We start from the raw sequence: 17,339 nt of genomic DNA on the forward strand, positions 1-17,339 counted from the left end.
AATTACGGTGATGGTGTGGACGGCGCCCGCACCGGCATCTGGCTCGATTGAGAGCCGTGCCAAAATGGTTGTCGTTGAAGCGACCATTTGAAGGAGCGCCGTCCATGGGAAAGTCTATCACCGATTTGTCTTCTGTCACGAGTGTTGGGCTGGATTTGGCCAAGCTTGTTTTTCAGGTCCATTGCGTCGACGCGTCGGGGCGCGTGGTCGTGACCAAGGCGATCAAACGCAACAAGCTTCTGGAGTTCTTCGCTTCATTGCCGCCCTGCCTGGTCGGGCTTGAGGCCTGTGGCTCTTCCCATCATTGGGCGCGCGAAAACTGATCAAGCTTGGCCATGACGCGCGGATCATGCCGCCGGCCTACGTCAAGCCTTACGTGCGGCGGCAGAAGAACGACGCGGCGGACGCGGCGGCGATTTGTGAGGCGGCGACACGGCCTTCGATGCGGTTTGTCGCCGTGCGCTCGATCGAGAACCAGGCGCAATTGATGCGCCACAAGGCGCGCGAGATGCTGGTTGCGCAACGCACGCAATTGCTTAACGGCATCCGCGGGCATTTGGGCGAGATCGGAATTACGGTGACACGCCCGTCTTTACCTTATAACGCGCCTTCTGTTATCTGCTTTCTAATTAGTTAAATACGGGCGTGTCACCGTAACCCCACTAAACCCCACTAGTAACCCCACTAGGTTCCTTCGAAAAATTAACCAAACGATTCTGATAAATAAATCTGACAAAAACCATAACGAAACAGAAATACAGCATAATTGCAATATAAGATAAAATTTCGCCGAGTAGTTTGATAAGCTGACGAGCGTATCTACTTTCATTTGTAGATTAATGTTCGTCATAAGAAATAATCCCCATCCAAATAAAATTATGCTGAGCACGAAAAGCTGAGCGATAGTAAATATATGCTTGACGGTCTTGTTATAAGAAAACATACGTACAAATATATTGTCGAGAAATTTAATCACTATCAGACCATAAATTATCCTAATCATCGTTAGACCAAGGCAAATTGAAAATGTAAAATCAAATATTCTAAACAACAAAAACAGTTCTCCATTGCCTGGGTATTTACTCGAAAATACCCCAAATTCTCTATTTATAAATGCAAAATGTGAAATGGGCTTGTTAATAAATAAGGTATCGAGAAAATCTCCAAGAGGATCTGCCAACAAGAACATAAATAGTACAAAAACGGGATACAGCATTGCTAGCCACAAAAATAATCTGAACCAGTAAAGTGCATAATTCTTTCGCATTGTTCTATCCATCGGCGCATACGCCGACGAACGGAAGATGGCCAGTTTGATAGATGTGGCTGCGGCGGCGCGTCAACCGATTGGCGAAGCCGGAAGAGAACTGCGATTGGAGTGTCAGACCCATAGATGCAGCGGGCGGAAGCCCTAGAGCCTTACGCCGCTCAAGCTCGCTGGCGGCTCTGACAGGCAAGGGTTCGCTGAAGGCACTCATCGCGTCGCCCCGACCGGGAAAGCTACTGCACCGTCAGAGCCCACGATACAATTGCCGCCCCTGAATGATCCAATGAAAAACGGTCCGTTGGCGTTTCGCAACCACCCCCGCCAGACCTTAGCCAATTCCGCCACCACGCCCACTCCAGAATTCCGCGCCAAAATCTAAAGCTTTTCAAACTTAAGCCGCTATTAGGTCGTTGCTCTCGCCTAACGGAAGCCCCCTTTTTAATAGCTGATGTTCGGAATTGTGCGTCGATCGAACGGGGTAACTCGCCCTCACTGTTCCGGAATTACGGTGACATGAACTGATTTCACCAATTCAGCGTTCTACTTTCATCGTGCGCGCTGTGCCACAGCACACGGCGACATTTCAGCAAATCTCCATTCTCTTCGCCCGGACCTGCCCGATCGCGCATCGGGTGGTCACGCGGCCATCTTGTCGAGAACGTTCCGAATGACCGAGCCACCTGTCAGCGTCCCCTCTGTCACGCACGACCGCTGCTTCGCAATAGCTCGCGACTACCGATGCGCGATCTCAACACGTGAGCTGCAATGCCGGAAGCGATTCATTTGAACAACGATTGCTCAGAATTGAGCATCAATTCGTCGAAGAAGTTGAGCGCCACGCTCGAAGACGGCTACGGGACTCACGCTTTTCGGAAGTCGAGGTTACGGTGACACGCCCGTATTTAACTAATTAGAAAGCAGATAACAGAAGGCGCGTTATAAGGTAAAGACGGGCGTGTCACCGTAATTACGGTAACGGTGCGCGAGTTACTTGACTCGTTCGAACTCAAGCACGCCGAACCCTTCGCTCCCATCGATGGGGCTCTTGTTGCGCTCAGTCGTGAGGGTCAGCCTGTCGCCGTCAAGCTTGAAGAATCGAACCTGATCGGACCCGAGGCGCGCGTTGTTCCAAGCAATATCGATGTGATGGACAACCTTGTCGCCGGCGATCGTGTACGTCCCGGCATAAGAAACCATGGACCTGTGCAGTTGGACCCGCTCCGCGTCGGTTGGCTGGTCGCCAGCGGGAACTATGCGGCCTCCTGCGGCGAATAGCGCGTACATGCGCCCATCGGGCGCGTAGCCGAGATAGCCCTCGGGATGCTCGCCGAGCGCGGGCCGGCGTTCGCCGGTCGCGGCGTCCTGGCGCACGAATGACTTCAACTTCCAAGTGCCGAGCAGCGGATTATCGTCAGCGAGCGCCACCCCGGCAACCCCGACAAGCGCCATCACACAGATCGCTATGATAGCCAGCCACGCGAATTTCGTTGCGAGGCGGGTTGAGCTGCCATGGCCGTGGTCGTTCCGCCGCATCCGCGTCCTCCCGTTGGGGCTTGTAGAGTGAGGTGCACTAGCACGCGCAAGGCCGCTTGAGTCGCAGAAGTTATCTTGTGCGACGTAGAAAAAATGGCTTGGTTGGGCCATTTTCCGCCACCGAGGCGGGCGGTGAATGTTCTCCTGAAACGCAACTGAATTTGGCACGCTGAAAGCTGCGTAGCAATATTTGGGATTAGCTGCGTCCTTCGCCTTACCACCCTTAACATCATTCCACCCGCTGACATCGATCCCAGCTTCACGTGCTAGGTAATCACCAGGACCTTCCGGCGAGGCGTGATTTCGGCTCTAATTGTCATATTGCCCCCCTCGCGCGGTCTCGCGTCGAATGCTTCTGGGAAATTGAATATGTTGGGTAGCGACCATATGATCTCGACCGCGGGTTTTGCGGTTACCCTTACGCCTGAAATCTCAACCGACCTAAGGCTCGCTAACAACGGCTTTACGAAAAGTCCAACAGGCGTTCGACGGTGAGACGGCATCCCGCAGTGCATTCGACGCGAATGGCGGACGCCCAGTTCCGCCGCGCCTATCTGCTTGGTAGGGCCTTCGACGTGAATGAAGTCGTCACCGTCGATGGTGTGATGTTCAATATGCAGTGCGAGCTTGACAAGTCCGTTTGGCGACCAGTCTATCCTCTCGGACTCCACGGACATGTTGCAGCGCTTTATGGGCCGGAGATCGCGTTTCCTTGGACGCCATCTTATTGGAGGAAACTCTTCGCGGAAGAAGTTCTCGCCAGTGAGAGCGAAATCGTTGAGGCCAAGCCAGGATGTCTGATCTCTATTGCGCGCATCGAAACGGCCAAATTCAAGACACCTTATGCCGATTTCGCGTTTGACGGCGAGCGCGAAGGGAAGCGCGCATATCTGTCCGTAAGAGATGCGCGTGGAGTTACGAAAGAGGTGACGCGCCCTCTCGTCCTACTCCCACGGAGTGCCACGGCTCAGTTGATCGATGTAGGCAACTATTCTGCTGCTTACGACAGCATGATTGCGAAGCTTGAAAAAGCCCTCGGTGTCAGCGACATCGACGGTCTACTCGACAGGCCGGTATCGGAGTGGCCGGAGCCTCGCACGAACATCGACCCCGACTACAAAACAGCTTTCATGGTGCTCACGATGGCTTCGCGCGACGGGAATGAAGCGGCGTTCGCGGCGTTTGGCTATATCATGGCGCGCGCAGAGGGCCAGAACATGCTGATGGAATCAGCGATACGTGGGAAGGCTTCGAAGGTACATCAGGCAAAAGCGGCCAATGCTCGTCATGCCAAAAGTGTTCTAGCCACAGAGCCGATACGCGACATGGCGCGTCAGATCATCGCGGCCGAAGGCGATATCTCCTTGACCAAATGCGCTCGTCTCGTCGCTGACGAATTCAGGGGAAAGCCGAACCTGGGAAAAAGCGGTGACGACCCCAAGTGGATCGCGAAGCATATCAAGGTGTTGTTCGAGCAACGAGGGTCTCGGAAGGAATATCGTCCAAAGCGAAAGGACTCGTAGGTATTATTCACCGATCGAGGGGGGATATCCAATAGTCATCCCCTGCGGAGTCTCAAGAGATGTGGCCTCACTCCAAATCATCACCGGAGAGAGGTTTGAAGATGACGCCCGAATGGATCAATGCCGTCGCCATCCTGGTCTCAGCGGTTGCTGCCCTGATTTGGGCAATTCGCCGTCGACCGTGAAAGCAGAAGGGCGCACGACCGCGGCGAGTGTGAGACTTGGTGCCACTGAGGCCGCAATTCGCAGAACTCTTATTGTGCAGCGTGAGAGAGATGGCTTCGTTGAGCCATTCCAAACTTCGGTTGCATTTCTAGTTACAAGAGTTGGCTTGAATGCCGTGTGCAAATTACGGTGACAGGTGCGTATTTCCCTTTTTTGAAGAAAATGGAGAAATGGGCGCCTGTCACCATCATGCCGCATCATAAAGAATAAAAGGAGACGTCACTGGCTAATGGAAGTCCCCGCAAACCGAACATTCGACTTAATTCAGATTCCCGGTAAAAGGGCGCAATACACCGTTAGGGGGTGGGCCGTCATGAAAGGCTGTACGCTAATCACGGTCGCATTTCTGTGGTTCACGATCCCGTCTATGCTGCCCGTGCGAACGGAAGCCGCGGAACTAAGGGTTGTGAGCACGCACGCCTTCCTGGAAGTACTGACAGCTCTCACCCCGACCTTCGAGAATGAGAGCGGGTTCAAAGTAACATTCGGTCTCGATCCTTCGAACGTCATTAAGCGGCAAATCGAGGCGGGAGCCCCTTTTGACGTTGCGATCGTAACCCGCGCCGTGCTGGATGACCTTATCAAATAGGGCAAGATCGTGCCTGAAACACAGGCCGTTCTCGCGAGTTCCGGGCTTGGGCTCGTCGTGCGCAGGGGCGCTCCCCAGCCGGATATTAGTACCGAAGAGGGCTTCAAACAGGCCTTGCTCGGCGCCAAATCGATCATCCGATCAACTGAGGGTACGAGCGGACTCTATTTCGAGAGCTTGATGGAACGGCTTGGAATCGCCGACGCGATACGAGCGAAGACCACGTTGGGACCGAGTGGCCGTGTCGCCGAATTCGTCGCGCGCGGCGAAATTGCGATAGGGGTGCAGCAAATTCCTGAGCTGTTGCCGGTCGAAGGGACCGTTTTTCTCGGCCCGTTTCCGCGGGAATTGCAGTTGAACACCGTGTTCGCCGCGGGGGTGAGTATCCATTCCCAAAACCCGGAAGCGGCCAAGAGATTCATTGACACGCTAACTGACCCTGCTTCACGGGCCGTCCTGAAAGCCAAAGGCCTCGAGCCGATGCTTCCGGCTGCACCCTAAATCGGCGGCTAACGCCATTGCGATTCCGACAAAACCCAGATTCGCTATATGATAAAGATTGCATGCGGCGCCGACCTTTCTCCGCGGCGGCTCCGCCTTGGTAAGGTTGTTTGGTCATCGACGCCGTCGCAAGGCGGATTCGATGCGCCCTACCGGTAAAGGCTACAACCATAGTTCAGATCAACTGGTGGGTCGGCTGCTGTTGGGGGATTGCAGACGTTCGTCCACCCCTCGTCGACACGGCGAGGATCATCGTCAGCTTCGCCCGTAAGCGGCGGCGCGTTCACTCCTCCGGCAGCCCCGCCTTGCGCAGCGCGTCGATCAACTGCGCCCGTATACCGAGCCCCAGCAAGAATTTGATGCTGAGCTTGGGATTGAGGCGAAGCGCTTCGGCAACCGCTGTCTTTGCGTCGTCCATCTCGCCTTTGAGCACGTGCGCGGTAGCGAAATTGAGGTAAGGCCAAAAGGTCTTGTATCCGGCGTCGATCGCCTTGTTGTCTTCTTCGATCGTCGCGTCGAAATGTCCAAGGCCAAGTTCGGCATGCGCCGTCAAATCGTGATACCAGCCGATTCTCGGATCGCGTGGACTGAGACGCATGGGTTGCTGCAAGTCGGATATTGCTTGTTCGAACTGACCCAAATAGATCTCGGCTTGACCACGATTTGCATATCCCGAGGGGTAGTTTGAATTGGCCGCGATCTGGGCGTCGGCGACGCGGAGCGCTTCATTCACGCGGCCCGTGTGCGACAAGTATTGGCTTTTTGCCGTATAAGCGAACATCGTATCGGGCGCGATCGCGATGGCTCGGTCGGCTTGCCCGATTATCTTTGCCTCATAATCGGTCTCTTTGTTCCCCCAACCCAAAGACTGCTCGAACTGATAGGCCACCGCGTCGCCGGCCAACGCCTGCGCGTCATCAGGATCAATCTTCAACGCCTGTTCGAACAAGGCGCGAATGGCCATGGCGTTATCCTTCGTCGGTTGCTGCGAAAACCGCCAGATCGCTGCGTTGCCGCGCATGTCGAGGTCGATAGCGTCTGGGTTTTTGGAGTGAGGTCCCGTCTCCGCGTCTGCCCGGATGAGTTGGTAATTCAACGCATTGGCTAATCGCGCGACCACCTGATCTTGCAGCTTGAACAGGTCGGCCATGTCTTCCTCGAACCGGTCGGCCCAGAGATGCGCGCCGGTTTCCGCGTCGATCAGTTGCGCGTTGACGCGCACCCGGTTCTGATCGCGTTGCACTGACCCTTCGAGCACGTAACGAACGCCAAGCTCCTTGCCGATCTCCTTGGCGTCGACGCTCTTTCCCTTGAATGTGAACGCCGTATTGCGCGCGATCACGAAGCTATCGCGGATGCGAGACAGATCGGTCGTCAGGTTCTCCGTGATGCCATCGGCGAAATAGTCCTGCGCGGGGTCGCCCGAGAGATTTATGAAGGGCAGCACAACAACGGAAAGGTGCGCTGCGGCCGCAGGGCGGCTTCCGGCGAGGAAATACCAGGCTCCGCCGACGACAACGATGAGCGCGCCAATCCCGGCGACGAGCGGGGCCAGCATCGATCGTTTCTTCGGCTCGGGCGCCCTGGCTTGCGTCGCGAGCCGCGCCACCGCGGGCATGCCGACTTGCAATGAATATGCCCGCACCGGCTCGGCGATGTTTTTCAGCACGGTCGGTCCGAGGTCCGTCACCGCGAGATCGAGCCGTCCCTTCACTTGCCGGTAGGCGTCCTCGGAAAGACAGATCGCGCCGGGTTGGGCGATCCCCTCCAGCCTCGCCGCGATATTGACGCCATCGCCCATCAAGTCGCCGTCGCTCTCCTCGACCACGTCGCCGAGATGAATGCCGATACGAAAGTCGATGCGCTGATCGGCCGGCATGCCGACGTTGCGTTCGATCATCGCGTTCTGAATTGTAATGGCGCACCGCACGGCTTCGACGACGCTGCGAAATTCGACCAGAGCCCCGTCGCCGGTGCGCTTGAACACGCGGCCGTTCTGGCCGGCGACGGTGGGATCGATGAGGTCGGAGCGCAGCGCCCGCAACCGCGCCAGCGTGCGATCCTCGTCGGCGCTGGCCATACGGCTGAAGCCGACGACATCGGCGGCCAGGATCGCGGCGATCTTGCGGGTCTCGACCATCGTGCCCCTCCAGACACGATGCACAATAACACAAAGGCCGAGCAGTCCCGAGTGGCGGCTAATGGTCGCTTCACGACATTGACGCCATGCCTCTCGAATTACGGTGACAGGTGTGGACTGCACCCCGTAAGTGAGACACGGTAATTTCTGTGACAGGTTATCCCAAAGGATGACCTACGACAGACAGAACGACGTTCAGAACATTTCCGGCGTGGTTCTCGTTTCCAGGGCCATGGAGTATTGAGTCCGCAGGCATGACAGAGGAAACGAAAATGGGCGCTCTCAACGGTAAAGTCGCCATCGTCACGGGCGGAACAAGCGGCATTGGCGAAAGAATTGTCGAACTCTTCGTCGAGGAAGGGGCCAAAGTCGTTGTCGCCGCGCGCCGCGACGCCGAGGGCCAGGCTCTCGAGAAGCGCCTCGGCGTCCGCTTCATCCGTACGGATATGTCGTCCGAAGCCGATGTGAAGGCGATGGTCGAAGCCGCATTGCAATCGTTTGGCCGGGTGGATTGTCTGATCAACAACGCCGCCGTCCCCGCCCCCATTACCGGCGTCGCCGAAATGGAGGCCGCGACGATCGACCAGATATTGGCCGTCAATGTCCGCGGCGTCATGCTGGCCGTCAAACATGCGGCGCCCGTGATGCTGTCCCAGGAAAGCGGCAGCATCGTCAATATCGCCAGCGTCGCGGCCCATCGCGGCGGCATGTCGGGCCACATCTACACCGCTTCGAAGGGCGCGGTGCTCGCGTTTACAAGGTCGGCCGCCGCCGAACTCGGGGAGAAGGGCATTCGCGTCAACAGCATTTCGCCGGGCGCCATCGTCACAGGAATTTTTGGCAAGCTCGCCGGCGTCGAGGCTTCCAAGGCCGACAAAGTGACGGATTTGGTGAAAGAGCGATTCGCCACGGTGCAGCCGATCCCGCGCGCCGGCGCGACCGACGATATCGCCAGAGCCGCCGTCTATCTCGCCAGCGATGGATCGAGCTTTGTCAACGGACAGGATCTGATCATCGATGGCGGCATGACGAGCGTGACGAGAGGCTGGTCGACGATGGTCGCCGGCCGCGCCGAGATGAGCAACCGCATCAAAGCGGCGGCTGCTTCGTTGTAGTTCAACGCCGTCGCCGTGGCCGCACCTTAACGAAGCTCCCAAAAGTCGCCTACAGATCGCTTCCGAGCACCGCGCGATTGGCTAAATTCCGATTTCGTCATGAACCGCCCACCAAAGAGCCATTCGCTGGTTCCGAATCTAATTCGCGGCTCCAAGAAATCACGACGTCAGGCTGCGGAAGGATCAGCGAGCCACAACAGCAACTTGCCCGGCCGAGCCATCGCGTGCCGGCTCAATGACCGGTCCTGAAAAGTCTATTCGAGATATTATGTCGGCCCTAACCAATCCCCCCAAGCGAGCTAGGTGCTGCCAGGCGTCTTCGGAATTCAAAAATCCTTTCTTGCGCAAATGTGGAAACCGATGGGGAAGTGGTTCTTTGAATGCGCCCCTGTCAACGAACAGGACATGAGGCGCCTTCGAGGATATTTCTCGCGACATGCCCGCAAAGAGACGCTTCCATGAGTGAGCCCGCCAGAATGTCCTTCATGTCCAAAATTGCGCTGGACATGTTGTTTGGCCTTCTTGGCCTATGCTTCCTATACGCGTTGTTCATTGCGTTTCTTGGGGGAAACCATCGGATCGATCCAACCGCCGCCGCAATCGGTGTGGCCGGCCTGCTCCCGATCCTAATTATCGGTTCTATTCTTACGGCAATCGCGGCGATTGTCTTTGCCGCGAATGGGCGACCGGGCCTGCTAATCTTATTTGTTGTCTTATTTGTTGCAGCCACGGTTCTGATCCCGTCGGTGGGCGCTTACAACCGCCGCGTTCTCGCGGCCAAGTTGGCAAGTGAAACAATTCGGTTGGAAGCCGGTCGCAAAGACATGAGGCTGTTCCTGTCGCAAAGCGCTTCCAAGTCATATCCACAATTGGCGGAAGCAAGTATCCCGATTGTCGTCAAAGGATTTGGACCTTATGACGCCTCCGCTAAAAGCATATGGCTCGCAGCCTTGGACCGGCCACTGGGATTGCTGAGTGGAAGAGTTCCGGATAAGGAACACCCCCTTGAGCTCCTTAGCCTCGTCACAGGTACGTCATGTCTTGAAAGAGACGAGATCATTTCGATGCTGTCGTACGCATCGGTCGGCGCGTTTGACCAATGCGACGCAGCGGCTCCCCTTGATCAATCATCCGATCACTTCCTGATCTCTTCCGAAACGATATTGGGAAAGTTTATTCGGCCGGAGTTCGACTCTCTGAATTTCACTCAGATCAAGGTCTATCGCGTCTCGAAGGGCGAGGAAGAGCTGATATTTACCGGCGCGAATTTCGAAGGGGAAACGTTCCCGCACTTGCCTGCCGACCGTCCAGACGCCGGCTTGGGCTACGCGGCATCGGTTATGGCAGCCGTGGGGCTCGCTGATTTCTCGAAGGCGCAGTCTGAACCCAAGGATGGGGCTCGTCTTATGAATGTTTCCAAGGGATATATATTTGATTCGGACAGCCATATCCGACATGAAGCCCGAAGCGTTTACGAGACAGGGGTATCTCTTCGTCAGGGAGCGCTAAACACCGCCACCGACGTCTTGGCTTCGCCTCGCGAGGAACTGACTCAGCAAATATCCGCTACCACGGCATCCTACATCAGCTCAGGATCGCCTGAGGGACTTATGGCTGCGTTCAGTCTTGCGCGATATTTGACGCGAGTGCAGCAGCAGCCCTATTTGTTGGACGCGGCGAGAGCGATTGTTCACGGTAGCGACCGGGATATGATCTTCTTCGCCGGTCATGCGTTTCCGATTTGCCGGTATTTAGAAAGTTACGATGGGCGATTTCCAGACGACGTTCGAGCCGCCGCCACCCAGTTCCTGACCCCAGGACTGAGTGCGAGGGCGTATACACTCGTTATGTACATTCGTCAGTATGGTGGACCCCAAGCTACCAAATGTTTTTGACGTGTGGGGGTCGAATGCAAGCGGTGCTCGGCGGCGGCTGGGCTCATCAATCGAGATCACACCAGCAGCCGAAGTTTTATGACGGCGTAAAACCCCATGCAACAGGGCCGCGCGTCGACCTCACTGAGATCGGCCTATCACGGCGGGCGTCAAGCTTGGTCAGCCGCCGCCTTGATGAAGTCCACAAACGCCCGCAGCGGCGCAGGCATCAGCCGCCGCCCGGGATAGTACAGGAACGGCCCCGAGAAGCTCTCCCACCAGGGTTCCAGAACGGGTTCGAGGGCGCCGCTGTCAAAATGCGGGCGCAGCCAGTCCTCGAAGAGGGAGATGATTCCGGCGCCGGCGATCGCGGCGTCGACGGCGAGATCGATCGCGCCGCCAGCGGTCACGATCAGCGGCCCGGTCGGATCGACCCGCACCGCCTCGCCGTCGCGCTCGAACTCCCACAGCGTCATCGCGCCGCTGGGAAAGCGGCCGCGCAGACAGGCATGGCCGAGCAGCTCGCGGGGGTGCACCGGCCGGCCGCGGCGATCCAGATAGGCCGGAGAGGCGGCGGCGGCCAGGCGCTGGACGCGCGGCCCGATCGGCACGGCGATCATGTCCTGCTCCAGCCGCTCGTCATAGCGGATGCCGGCGTCGCAGCCGGCAGCGAGCACGTCGACAAAACTTTCCTCGGCGATCACCTCCAGCCGGATGTCGGGATAGGCGGCGAGGAACGGCGGAACGATGCGGGGCAGCACCAGCCGCGCCGCGCTGACCGGCACATTGAGGCGCAACGCGCCCGCCGGCCTGTCGCGAAAGCCGTTGACCACGTCGAGGGCCGCCTCCACCTCGGTCAAGGCCGGACCGAGCCGCTCCAGCAGGCCCTCACCGGCTTCGGTCGGGACGACGCTGCGCGTCGTCCGGTTAAGCAGCCTGACGCCGAGCTGCGCCTCGAGACGACGCACCGCTTCGCTGAGCCCGGACGCGCTGGCGCCGCTGGCGCGCGCGCCCTCGCGAAACCCGCCGGCGCGCGCCACCGCCACAAAGGCGTTCAGATCGCCCAGGTCAGCCTTCATTGTTCGCCGCTCCGCACAACCTGTACGGATTATACCATATTATCGCGAGCGTCGGCGGCGGCGCCTTTGCTGATTTGACGGAAGGCGCGTCACCGCGCCTTCCGACCAGAATGCGCCAGCGGGCGCGCCGCGACCCCGCTCGCCCCTGTGGGTGAATGTCGCTCCAGGGCGCGCATCACATCCGCCACAGCCTCACGGATTTGTCTCAGGTCAAAGTCCGGCGACGGCGACTCACGGTCGAAGGTCTTGGCCAATGGGTCCAAGCCGAAGAGCGCCCGCGCCAATCGCGGGTGGAGAATCTGGCCGAGAAGCTTTTGCGCCATCTCTTCGCTAAGCGCGGCGGACAATCCAAACATTGTCTTCAGATAGGCGCTCAGACGCGTGTGCGCCTCAATAAATATGACGTCGAAATATTGCGCGGCGCCGGCCGGAAACCGCGTGGTCTCCGCCACGCTTAAGCGAATCATCTGGATCGAGCTCTCGTAAAGCAGCGTCTCGAGATATCGGCCGCAAAACATGACCAGGGCTTCCGCCGGCGGGCCTGGATAGTCGCCCGGCATCCGCAATCTGCGGAGGAACAGTCCGCGCACGAGTTCGATGACGGCGAGGAACAGCTTCTCCTTGCTTTCGAAATGCGCATACAGCGATCGCTTCGAGGTTGCCGCGCGGGCGGCGACCACATCCATCGACGCCCGCTCGAAACCCAATTCGAGGAACACCTCCTTGGCGGTCCACAGAATATGTTCCCGAAGCTGATCGCCGCGTCTCGCCATGTCCGATTGTCGCCTGTATCTGTCTGTTTGACAAAAAGTATACGGTACGGTATAGTTTACTTCTCGATTCACCAAGAGATAGAATGTCATGATCGTCGTCACCACACCCACGGGCGCTATCGGCCGGCAGGTGCTCCAGAACATCCTTCCCAGCGGCGAACCGATTCGCGTGATCGCGCGCGACCCCTCTCGCCTGTCTCCGGAAATACGCGACCGCGTTGAGGTCGTGCAGGGCTCCCATGGCGACAGCGATGTCGTCAACCGGGCGTTTGCTGGCGCCGACGCGGTGTTCTGGCTCGTTTCCGCGGACCCTCGGGCCGAGAGCGTCGAGGCCGCCTATGTCGACTTCAGCCGGCCCGCATGCGCCGCTTTCCAGAGCCATGGGATCAAGCGGGTGGTCGGAATCTCGGCCCTCGGTCGCGGGACCGCATTGGCCAGGAACGCCGGACATGTGACAGCCTCCTTGAAAATGGACGACCTGATCGCGAGCACGGGCGTGAGCTTCCGGGCGCTGACGATGCCTGGATTCATGGACAACATGCTTCGCCAGGTGGAGCCGATCAGGAACCAGGGCCTATTCTTCTGGCCGATCGCCGGGGACCGCAAGGCCCCGACCTGCGCCACGCGGGACATCGCCGCGGTCGCCGCCAAGCTCCTCGTCGATCCGTCTTGGAGCGGCCAGGCCATTGCGCCCGTGCTCGGCCCCGAGGACCTGTCGTTCAACGACATGGCGCAAATCATGTCCGACGTGCTGGGCAAACCTGTGCGCTTCCAGCAAATTCCCGGCGAGGCCGTTCGTTCAAGGCTGCTGGGCAACGGCTATTCCGAGGCGATGGCGCAGGCCATGGTCGACATGCTGGAAGCCAAAAACCAAGGCCTCGACAATGCCGAGCCGCGCGCCCCGCAATCGACCACGCCGACCAGCTTCCGGCAATGGTGCGAGGACGTGCTGAAACCGGCGGTATTGAGCTGATGCGCCCGCCGGATATCGGGAAGATTGCTACGGATGGCATTCATGAAAGGGAGTTTGCCCATGACTGAGCGTGCGCTTGGGACACTCGCGCGAGCCGACAAGGGGCCGGTGAAACCGCCGCCGGCGCTCGACGGGCCGCTCAGGACGGTGGCGGACGCCATCGCCGGCTGGCCTGGGGTGATTGCGACCGTGCATTGGGATCTGTTCCACCCATCGCGGGTCGATGGGATCGACTTCTACTTCGGCGAAGAGGAACTCGGTCATATCCATCTCGATGGCGCGCTCCATCTCGCGACGAGCCCAAGCCTCGGCAAGGCTTTGATCGCCGAACGCCTGGCCCGCCCGTTCCATTACCAGCGGGGCTGGGTATGCGAGGACGTCCAGACCATCGGTCCCGCCGCCGCCATCGCGCTATTCCGACGCAACTACGAACGGCTCCGGCGCGCGAACTGACAACGCGCCGATGGGCGCCGGCTCATGCGCCGCCACAAAGGCGTTCAGATCGCCCAGATCGGCCTTCATTGTTCGCTGCTCCGCACAACCTGTGCGGATTGTAGCCCATTATCGCGAGCGCCGGCGCCCACTATCTTCGCTTCGCCTTCAAAGGAGAGCCATCATGTCCAATATCGACCAGTCCGGCGCGTTCCCCCTCGGCGGCTGCAGCGTGAAGCGGCTCGGCTACGGCGCCATGCAGCTCGCGGGACCGGGCGTGTACGGGCCGCCTAAGGATCACGCCGCGGCGTTGGCGGTGCTGCGCGAAGCGGTCGCCAGCGGCGTCAACCACATCGACACGAGCGATTTCTATGGCCCGCATGTCACCAACGAGAGCATCCGCGAAGCGCTCCATCCCTATCGCGACGATCTCGTCATCGTCACCAAGATCGGCGCCCGGCGCGGCGAGGGCGGCTCATGGCTCCCGGCCTTCTCGCCCGAAGCCCTGACCCAGGCGGTGCACGACAATCTGCGCAATCTCGGGCTCGACGTGCTGGATGTTGTCAATCTTCGGATCATGTTCAGCGTCCACGGCCCCGCCGAAGGGTCGATCGAGGCGCCGCTTACGGTTCTGGCTGGACTGCAGCGGCAGGGTCTGGTGCGTCACATCGGGCTGAGCAATGTCACGTCCACCCAGATTGCGGAGGGACGCCGCATCGCCGAGATCGTCTGCGTGCAGAACCAGTATAATCTGGCGCAGCGGGCCGACGATTCCCTGATCGACCAGCTCGCCCGCGACGGCACCGCCTATGTCCCGTTCTTCCCGCTCGGCGGGTTCACCCCCCTGCAATCGTCGACCTTGTCCGACGTCGCCGCGCGCCTCGGCGCCACGCCGATGCAGGTCGCGCTCGCCTGGCTGCTGCGCCGCGCGCCGAACATCCTGCTGATCCCCGGGACGTCGTCCCTCGCGCATCTGCGTGAGAACCTCGCCGCGGCCGAACTCGATCTGCCGGACGATGCGCTGAAGGCGCTCGATGGCGTGGCGAGCGCCGCCGCCTGAGCGTAAGCGAAAGACTTGGGGCGATCCGTTTGTTCGGCGGCGTCTAGCGCCTGCGCCGCCGCCATGCGCGTCAGTTCGGATCGCCCCGGGACGCGACACAGCGCCGTTTTTGGCGACTGGGAAGCGGCCATCCCGCCCATGGCAAGCGGCGCCTAAACGCCCCTTCCCGCCTCCGCCCACGATCCCGGTGGAGCTTCGAGGCCGGCGCCGCCCGGGCGCCGCGCCCGGCGGACAGACCGTCTTTTTGGCGCGAGCCCGCCTCTGGGCGCGGCGCCCGGAACCGGCGCAAACCCCTCCCAATAAAAGTTAGCCCGCCTTAACGAATTTCGATTGCCTTTTCTGCACATTTTTCTTATATTCGTGAAGTAAAAACATCGGCGTCGCTTTGTAATATTCAGGAATTCTGGAAGCGCAGGGGGGATTCTCGTCGGGATCGAAGCCGCAAACGCCTCGCGGATCCGTCTCGGCGCCCATCACGACCTGCTCAACTTCGAAATGATCTCACGCGTAAAGCCAATCGGTTTGTTCGAGATCGTTGTGTTCCGCGCATATCGCAGCCGGCCCCGAGGTTTCTTTCGCCTCGCCTGCCTTTCGGGCCGCATCCGCGTCCCTTCACTGGAGCCTGTCATGAAACTCGCCGCCGCCGTGTTGTTGATCGCTACCTCTTTCGTTTCGCTCTCCGCCGTCAGCCCCGCCTTCGCCGATGGCGACGACGCCGCCTGGATCAAGAAATGCGTCAACGACAACAAGCGGGAAGGCGCGACGCCCGAAGTGGTCGCCGCCTATTGCTCCTGCATGAACGGCAAGATGTCATCGAGCGAAACGCTCTCGGTCACCGCTTGGGAAAAGACCCATCCGACGGAAATGGCGGCTTGCGACAAGGAATCGGGCTGGAAATAAAGCCCTACGACGAACGCGCCTGGGGGCTGGGGGGCCCGAAAGGCCGATGAGGAGCGATTGGGAGAGACCTGATTTCAATCGCTTTTCATAGAGAAGCCCCGGGAAACATCTGTTTCCCGGGGCTTTTGTTTGCGCAAGCCGAGCGACGGGCCGGAGGTCAAGCCGGCGCGCGGCAGGCGCGAAATCGCCAGGTCGCCTTCAGAGATGCCTGGTCTCTTCAGGAGTCGCCCCCCAATTGTTGTGACGCCCGTCGGAATAGCGCACGGGGGCGCTGGCGAGTTCGGCGGGATCGGCGTCGTCGAGACAGCTAAGATTAACCCCGTAAAAATCGCCGCCCAGGATGTCGAGATGACCGCGCCCGAATGAATGGATGCCGCATCGCTTGCAGAACAGGTGATGCATGGAATTCGTGCCGAACTGATAATCCGACAAATCGTCCTCGCCGCTCAGCAGCCGGAAAGCGTCTGGTTTTACGATGACGCCCCAGTTGCGTTTCTTGGCGCAGATCGAGCAATTGCATTTGCCCGTTCCCGCGGCCAGATCGATGTCGGCCTCGAAATGAACTTTGCCGCAATGGCAGCCGCCCTTGTAAGTTTTCATCATCCGCCAATCCCTCGGTTTACGCGGCCGCCCCATTGCGCCGCGACGCGCCATATGACAACATGTTGTCATGAGCAAAGATCTAGCGAAACGACAACATGTTGTCAATAGCGGCGCAGCCAAGCCTGGCCGTTCGCCCGCCGGCGACGCCTTCGCCGCGCTGGCGATCGGCGTTCTCCAGCTTGCCGGCCATCTGACGATAGCGGGCGACGCGCTCGCCAAGCCTGCTGGCCAGACGAGCGCCCGCTGGCAGGTGCTGGCCGCCGCGGACCATGCGAATATGTCGGTGGCGCAGATCGCGCGCGCCCTCGGTCTCGCGCGCCAGGGCGTGCAGCGCCTTGCCGACCTCATCGAAGCGGATGGCCTGGCGAGGTACGAGGACAATCCCGCGCATCTGCGCGCCAAACTTCTGGTGCTGACGCCCAAGGGGCGCAAGGTCCTCGACGCCATCAAGGCGCGCCAAGCCGTATGGGCGAACGCTCTGGGCGCCGAGCTCGGCGAGAATCGTCTGCGCGAGGCCGGCGTCGTACTCAGCCGCGTTCTCGATGCGCTCAAGGCGCGAGCGGAGGATGAATAGAGCGGCGAGACGGTCCGCCGCGATCTCCTAGCTAAAAGGCGCCGAGCGGCGCTCCGATATGTCGTCGCGAAATTGCCGCGCGAGAATCGCGGCCTTTAGCTGACTTTTGCGACGGAAATATATCCGCATCGCGATCCAAAATCGAAACGATAAACCAGACCTCGATCGTTGATCTTAT

The 17,339-nt window shown here is 59.4% G+C and carries 13 protein-coding genes and 2 pseudogenes; 10 read left to right on the forward strand and 5 right to left on the reverse strand.

The features are described 5' to 3' along the window. Window positions 1–104: 104 nt before the first annotated feature. Window positions 105–586 (forward strand): annotated as a pseudogene (locus tag GSQ90_RS29290) (IS110 family transposase); the annotation flags it as partial. A gap of 1,668 nt (window positions 587–2,254) precedes the next feature. On the opposite strand, the gene GSQ90_RS29295 reads toward GSQ90_RS29290, so the two are convergent. Continuing rightward, complete coding sequence (locus GSQ90_RS29295) at window positions 2,255–2,800, reverse strand: lipocalin-like domain-containing protein (RefSeq protein WP_158818524.1); 546 nt, start codon at window positions 2,798–2,800, stop codon at window positions 2,255–2,257. A 524-nt stretch (window positions 2,801–3,324) separates the two neighbouring features. Here GSQ90_RS29295 and GSQ90_RS29300 point away from each other — a divergent pair. Further along, on the forward strand, window positions 3,325–4,323 hold the full coding sequence (locus GSQ90_RS29300; RefSeq protein WP_158818525.1) for a hypothetical protein: 999 nt from the start codon (window positions 3,325–3,327) through the stop codon (window positions 4,321–4,323). A 631-nt stretch (window positions 4,324–4,954) separates the two neighbouring features. After that, a pseudogene (locus tag GSQ90_RS29310) lies at window positions 4,955–5,638 on the forward strand (molybdate ABC transporter substrate-binding protein). 283 nt (window positions 5,639–5,921) lie between these two features. On the opposite strand, the gene GSQ90_RS32225 reads toward GSQ90_RS29310, so the two are convergent. Further along, window positions 5,922–7,778, reverse strand: coding sequence for an adenylate/guanylate cyclase domain-containing protein (locus GSQ90_RS32225; protein WP_158818528.1), 1,857 nt, complete (start codon window positions 7,776–7,778; stop codon window positions 5,922–5,924). A 272-nt stretch (window positions 7,779–8,050) separates the two neighbouring features. Between GSQ90_RS32225 and GSQ90_RS29320 the strand changes: the two genes are divergently transcribed. Further along, the gene (locus tag GSQ90_RS29320; protein WP_158818529.1) at window positions 8,051–8,893 is read left to right on the forward strand and encodes an SDR family NAD(P)-dependent oxidoreductase; all 843 of its coding nucleotides are present in this window, start codon (window positions 8,051–8,053) and stop codon (window positions 8,891–8,893) included. Window positions 8,894–9,351: 458 nt separating this feature from the next. After that, window positions 9,352–10,788, forward strand: a complete 1,437-nt coding sequence (locus tag GSQ90_RS29325; RefSeq protein ID WP_158818530.1) for a hypothetical protein — start codon at window positions 9,352–9,354, stop codon at window positions 10,786–10,788. Between the two features lie 149 nt (window positions 10,789–10,937). Here the strand turns inward: GSQ90_RS29325 and GSQ90_RS29330 are convergent, their stop codons facing one another. Together GSQ90_RS29330 and GSQ90_RS29335 are read right to left on the reverse strand one after the other, a co-directional pair. Next, window positions 10,938–11,846, reverse strand: coding sequence for a LysR family transcriptional regulator (locus GSQ90_RS29330; protein ID WP_158818531.1), 909 nt, complete (start codon window positions 11,844–11,846; stop codon window positions 10,938–10,940). A gap of 89 nt (window positions 11,847–11,935) precedes the next feature. Then, window positions 11,936–12,619, reverse strand: coding sequence for a TetR/AcrR family transcriptional regulator (locus tag GSQ90_RS29335; RefSeq protein ID WP_158818532.1), 684 nt, complete (start codon window positions 12,617–12,619; stop codon window positions 11,936–11,938). Window positions 12,620–12,707: 88 nt separating this feature from the next. Here GSQ90_RS29335 and GSQ90_RS29340 point away from each other — a divergent pair, with 88 nt between their 5' ends. The 4 genes from GSQ90_RS29340 to GSQ90_RS29355 all read left to right on the forward strand — a co-directional run bounded on the left by GSQ90_RS29340 (window position 12,708) and on the right by GSQ90_RS29355 (window position 15,984). After that, a complete protein-coding gene (locus GSQ90_RS29340) occupies window positions 12,708–13,592 on the forward strand; it encodes an NAD(P)H-binding protein (protein ID WP_158818533.1) in 885 nt (294 codons plus the stop codon). Window positions 13,593–13,652: 60 nt separating this feature from the next. Continuing rightward, entirely contained in the window at window positions 13,653–14,045 is a 393-nt protein-coding gene (locus tag GSQ90_RS29345; RefSeq protein ID WP_158818534.1) for a luciferase family protein, read from the forward strand. Between the two features lie 163 nt (window positions 14,046–14,208). Further along, on the forward strand, window positions 14,209–15,084 hold the full coding sequence (locus tag GSQ90_RS29350) for an aldo/keto reductase family oxidoreductase (RefSeq protein ID WP_158818535.1): 876 nt from the start codon (window positions 14,209–14,211) through the stop codon (window positions 15,082–15,084). A gap of 627 nt (window positions 15,085–15,711) precedes the next feature. Further along, complete coding sequence (locus GSQ90_RS29355) at window positions 15,712–15,984, forward strand: hypothetical protein (protein WP_158818536.1); 273 nt, start codon at window positions 15,712–15,714, stop codon at window positions 15,982–15,984. A gap of 198 nt (window positions 15,985–16,182) precedes the next feature. Here GSQ90_RS29355 and GSQ90_RS29360 read toward each other — a convergent pair whose 3' ends face one another. Further along, the gene (locus GSQ90_RS29360) at window positions 16,183–16,587 is read right to left on the reverse strand and encodes a GFA family protein (RefSeq protein ID WP_158818537.1); all 405 of its coding nucleotides are present in this window, start codon (window positions 16,585–16,587) and stop codon (window positions 16,183–16,185) included. Between the two features lie 67 nt (window positions 16,588–16,654). Between GSQ90_RS29360 and GSQ90_RS29365 the strand changes: the two genes are divergently transcribed. Then, the gene (locus GSQ90_RS29365; protein WP_158818538.1) at window positions 16,655–17,161 is read left to right on the forward strand and encodes a MarR family winged helix-turn-helix transcriptional regulator; all 507 of its coding nucleotides are present in this window, start codon (window positions 16,655–16,657) and stop codon (window positions 17,159–17,161) included. Window positions 17,162–17,339: the final 178 nt, after the last annotated feature.

Source organism: Methylocapsa sp. S129 (assembly GCF_009765995.1).
GTDB lineage: Bacteria > Pseudomonadota > Alphaproteobacteria > Rhizobiales > Beijerinckiaceae > Roseiarcus.

Coding starts and splice junctions, on each gene's coding strand:
- GSQ90_RS29350 (WP_158818535.1), top strand. CDS start 14,209: ATGTCCAATATCGACCAGTCCGGCGCGTTCCCCCTCGGCGGCTGCAGC.
- GSQ90_RS29295 (WP_158818524.1), bottom strand. CDS start 2,800: ATGCGGCGGAACGACCACGGCCATGGCAGCTCAACCCGCCTCGCAACG.
- GSQ90_RS29340 (WP_158818533.1), top strand. CDS start 12,708: ATGATCGTCGTCACCACACCCACGGGCGCTATCGGCCGGCAGGTGCTC.
- GSQ90_RS29320 (WP_158818529.1), top strand. CDS start 8,051: ATGGGCGCTCTCAACGGTAAAGTCGCCATCGTCACGGGCGGAACAAGC.
- GSQ90_RS29300 (WP_158818525.1), top strand. CDS start 3,325: ATGGCGGACGCCCAGTTCCGCCGCGCCTATCTGCTTGGTAGGGCCTTC.
- GSQ90_RS29335 (WP_158818532.1), bottom strand. CDS start 12,619: ATGGCGAGACGCGGCGATCAGCTTCGGGAACATATTCTGTGGACCGCC.
- GSQ90_RS29345 (WP_158818534.1), top strand. CDS start 13,653: ATGACTGAGCGTGCGCTTGGGACACTCGCGCGAGCCGACAAGGGGCCG.
- GSQ90_RS29330 (WP_158818531.1), bottom strand. CDS start 11,846: ATGAAGGCTGACCTGGGCGATCTGAACGCCTTTGTGGCGGTGGCGCGC.
- GSQ90_RS29355 (WP_158818536.1), top strand. CDS start 15,712: ATGAAACTCGCCGCCGCCGTGTTGTTGATCGCTACCTCTTTCGTTTCG.
- GSQ90_RS32225 (WP_158818528.1), bottom strand. CDS start 7,778: ATGGTCGAGACCCGCAAGATCGCCGCGATCCTGGCCGCCGATGTCGTC.
- GSQ90_RS29365 (WP_158818538.1), top strand. CDS start 16,655: ATGAGCAAAGATCTAGCGAAACGACAACATGTTGTCAATAGCGGCGCA.
- GSQ90_RS29325 (WP_158818530.1), top strand. CDS start 9,352: ATGAGTGAGCCCGCCAGAATGTCCTTCATGTCCAAAATTGCGCTGGAC.
- GSQ90_RS29360 (WP_158818537.1), bottom strand. CDS start 16,587: ATGATGAAAACTTACAAGGGCGGCTGCCATTGCGGCAAAGTTCATTTC.